This is a genomic window from Mucilaginibacter sp., assembly GCF_039935595.1.
GTDB lineage: Bacteria > Bacteroidota > Bacteroidia > Sphingobacteriales > Sphingobacteriaceae > Mucilaginibacter.
Genome location: NZ_JBDTJZ010000028.1, coordinates 1 through 3840, shown reverse-complemented (window position 1 = coordinate 3840; position 3840 = coordinate 1). Strand labels below are relative to the sequence as shown.

Sequence of the window (3840 nt, the reverse complement as noted above, 5' to 3'; positions counted from 1 at the left end):
ACGACGCAGGTCGCCATCGGTTATAATACCATCTACCCTGCCTTTATCACCTATAATAACCATGCCCAGCTTCCCTTCAGACATACGGAGCAAAACATCTGTAAACGAAGCATCGATCGGTATAAACGGCAGGTTATCTACCCGCATCAGGTCTTTAACCCTTGTTAATAGCTTTCTGCCCAAACTGCCGCCGGGATGAAAACGTGCGAAATCCTCTTCCTGAAACTGGCGTGTTTCCATCAGCGCTATAGCCAGCGCATCGCCCATAACCAACGTTGCCGTGGTTGATGAGGTAGGCGCCAATGCCAGCGGACAAGCCTCGCGGGTAATATTGATATTTAAATGATGGTCGCTGTTTTTAGCGATTGTTGAATTTGTGTTGCCTGTTATGCTGATAATCAGATTCTTATTCCATTTTAAAAATGGGATAACTCTTAATACCTCATCAGTTTCGCCGGAGTATGATATCAGCAACACCGGGTCGTTCGCGCCTACTATCCCCAGGTCGCCATGAAACGCATCGCCCGGATGTAAAAAGAAACTTGGCGTACCGGTACTTGAAAAAGTGGCTGCAATCTTTTTTCCAATAAGGCCCGATTTACCTATACCGATCACAATAACTTTACCTTTATTGGCCAGTATGGCGTTAACCACAACGGTAAAAGCATCATCAATTAATGCCGCTACCTGCTGCAGCGATTCTATCTCAATATCAAAAACCCTTTTGGCAATATCTTTCATTTGGCCTCACCCCGGCCCTCTCCAAAGGAGCGGGAGTTTTTTATTTTTTATTTTATTTCTTATTCTAAATTACCGCTCGTAAAAGTCTCCCCTTTGGGGAGATTTAGAGGGGCTACAGCAAAGGCACAATGGTTTTTTCCATATCCTGCAACCTAACCATGTTCGGCCCGTCGCTTAGCGCGTTATCCGGGTCGGGGTGTATTTCCATAAAGTAACCATCGGCACCAAAAGCTTTGGCAGCCAGGGCCATCATGGGTACAAAAGTACGGTCGCCGTCGGTTTTGCCGCCTGCCCCACCCGGGCGCTGTACCGAATGCGTACAATCCATACAAACCGGGTGGCCAAATTTCTTCATATCATATATGTTCCTAAAATCAACCGCTAAGTTGTTATAGCCATACATATTGCCGCGCTCGGTAAGTATTACCTGCTCATTACCCGCTTCAATTACTTTTTGTGCCGGGTAAAACATATCCTGTCCCGATAAAAACTGGGCCTTTTTAACATTTACTATTTTACCTGTTTTAGCTGCCGCTACCAGCAGATCGGTTTGGCGGCATAAAAAGGCAGGTATCTGTAAAATATCAACCACCTGAGCAGCTATAGCGGCTTGAAAGGGCTCGTGTATATCCGTAGTAACCGGCAGATTGAACTTTTCTTTTACATTTTGCAGCATCTCCATCCCCTTTTCAATACCCGGTCCGCGGTACGAGTGGATAGAGGTACGGTTAGCCTTATCAAATGAGGATTTAAATATTACGGGTATATTGTATTTCTGCCCAACATTGGCAACTTGCTCGGCAACGGTGTATAACAGCTCCTGGTTTTCCATTACACAAGGGCCTAATATAAAAAACGGCTTTTGCCGTATCTGGTCAAATAGCATATTTGGTGGTTATTTTAAGCAAAGATAGATTTTTTACAGGTTGTACGTAATTTTTTAAGGTTGTGCGTAATACGTCAGACGTTATACGTTTTTTTAGGCAGACGTATAACGTACCACGTAAAACGTATAACTTTACAACATGATCAATTATTTCGATTTTTACCAGATACCCGAAAGCTTTAACCCCGACCCTGCTCTGCTTAAAAAGAAATTTTACGCGCTGAGTAAGGAATATCACCCCGACTTTTATGCTAATGAGGATGAGGAAAAACAGCAGGAAATACTGGAACTATCCACCATCAACAATAAAGCTTACCAGGCATTATCTGACCCCAATAAACGGCTGGAATATATTTTAAAGCTGCATGATCTGGCCAACGAAGGTGCAAAACCACAACTTCCGGCAGATTTTTTAATGGAAATGATGGATATTAATGAGCGACTGATGGAAATTGACAGCAAGGAAGACCTGGGCCACCTGACCGCCGAAGTGCTTGCCATTGAGAGTGATATAAACGAAGAATTAGACGGACTGACTAACGATTACGACCAATTAAATGATACCGCTAAAGAAAACCGGCTGAATGATATCGCGAATATCTATTATCGGCAAAAATACCTATTGCGAATTAAAGAGAGTTTAAATACATTTGCAACCCGCCTCTAAGAAACTAATCCACTCTTAGATCAGCAAGCCCAGCTGGCGGAATTGGTAGACGCGCTGGTCTCAAACACCTGTGGGAAACCGTGCCGGTTCGACTCCGGCGCTGGGTACAAAGCCTTTCGAGAAATCGAAGGGCTTTGTTGTTTTAATGGGGTTCGAGTCCCTTCTTCCGCACACCTATAACTTTGTCGAATCCCTCGCTCACCACCTTCGATCGCTAATCATCATAAAATAAACACCGATGAAATTCAATATTTCACCACCCTTTTATTATTTTGGTGGAAATTATAAAGCCTAAACATTTATACAGCCTTTCTATACTAATTTGGAAAGCGTTAGTAGTAATATGGAAAATACAACCGTCGCCTTCAAGCCCACCAAAATAAGGTACCATATCCTGTTCCTTATTTTTATAACCGTAGTTATTAACTATATGGACAGGAGCAACCTTGCCGTGGCGGCATCGGCTATTGGTAAGGAGTATAAATTCTCATCAGTACAAATGGGTTTGTTACTATCCGCCTTTAGCTGGACGTACATCCTGGTCCAGGTACCCGGAGGCATGTTGGTTAAGCGCTACGCGCCCCGTGCATTTTATGCTGTTTGCTTGATGGTATGGTCGGTATTTACTATGATGCAGGGGTTTGCCAACGGGTTTATGGCTTTGTTTGGCTTGCGCATGACCACCGGAATGGCCGAGGCACCGGCCTACCCTATTAATAACCGGGTGGTAAGTAGCTGGTTTCCGGATAATGAGCGTGCCTCAGCTATTGCCATATATACCTCGGGCCAGTTTTTAGGATTGGCCTTTTTAATGCCGGTGCTATCAAAAATAGAACTGCATTTTGGCTGGCGGGGCTTATTTATAATAACAGGTATTATAGGCGTAATCTGGGGCCTTGTTTGGTATATCTTTTACCGCGATCCGTTAAAACATAAAAAAGTTAACCGGCAGGAGTTGGATCATATTGAAAAAGGCGGCGGAGTTTTAAACCGCGACGAGAACAATATCCAACAGAAAAACCTATTTAACTGGCCCGATTTAAAAGAAGTGCTGTCGCATCGTAAGCTTTGGGGTGTTTATTTGGGGCAGTTTGCGGTTAATGGTGCCCTCTGGTTTTTTTTAACATGGTTCCCAAAGTATTTGGTTGATTATCGGGGGCTGGATATTATAAAATCGGGCTACTGGGCATCGGTACCCTATTTGGCTGCCTTTGCAGGTGTTTTATGCTCGGGTTTTCTGTCTGATCATTTAATAAAAAAAGGATACCCGGCTGCAAGGGCACGTAAACTCCCTGTAATTGCAGGTTTACTATTGTCTGTAGCTATTTTTGGGGCCAACTATGTAAACGCGCCGCACCTCATTATTTTTTTTATGTCGTTATCGTTTTTTGGAATAGGTGCTGCTTCAATCACCTGGGTTTTTATATCAACACTTGCCCCCGAGGGTTTGATTGACATTACCGGTGGCGTATTTAATTTTATAGGGCAGCTATCCGGTGTGGTGGTACCTGTTGTGATAGGCTTTCTGGCCCGAGGTGGCAACTTT

General features: G+C 43.9%; 4 protein-coding genes and 1 tRNA gene. 3 read left to right on the top strand and 2 right to left on the bottom strand.

The window, feature by feature from the left end; all coding sequences use genetic code 11:
- Window positions 1–741 (bottom strand): KpsF/GutQ family sugar-phosphate isomerase (locus ABI367_RS01600; RefSeq protein ID WP_462229155.1); only part of this gene is annotated, 741 nt, incomplete at its 3' end.
- Between the two features lie 112 nt (window positions 742–853).
- Window positions 854–1627, bottom strand: coding sequence for a 3-deoxy-8-phosphooctulonate synthase (kdsA, locus tag ABI367_RS01595; protein WP_462229153.1), 774 nt, complete (start codon window positions 1625–1627; stop codon window positions 854–856).
- A 139-nt stretch (window positions 1628–1766) separates the two neighbouring features.
- On the opposite strand from kdsA, the gene hscB reads away from it, so the two are divergent.
- The 3 genes from hscB to ABI367_RS01580 all read left to right on the top strand — a co-directional run.
- Window positions 1767–2294: a Fe-S protein assembly co-chaperone HscB gene (hscB, locus tag ABI367_RS01590; RefSeq protein ID WP_462229151.1), complete on the top strand. Its 528-nt coding sequence runs from the start codon at window positions 1767–1769 to the stop codon at window positions 2292–2294.
- 27 nt (window positions 2295–2321) lie between these two features.
- A tRNA-Leu gene (locus ABI367_RS01585) sits at window positions 2322–2401 on the top strand.
- A 236-nt stretch (window positions 2402–2637) separates the two neighbouring features.
- Window positions 2638–3840, top strand: a 1203-nt coding sequence (locus ABI367_RS01580) for an MFS transporter (RefSeq protein WP_462229149.1), incomplete at its 3' end; no start/stop codon positions are given.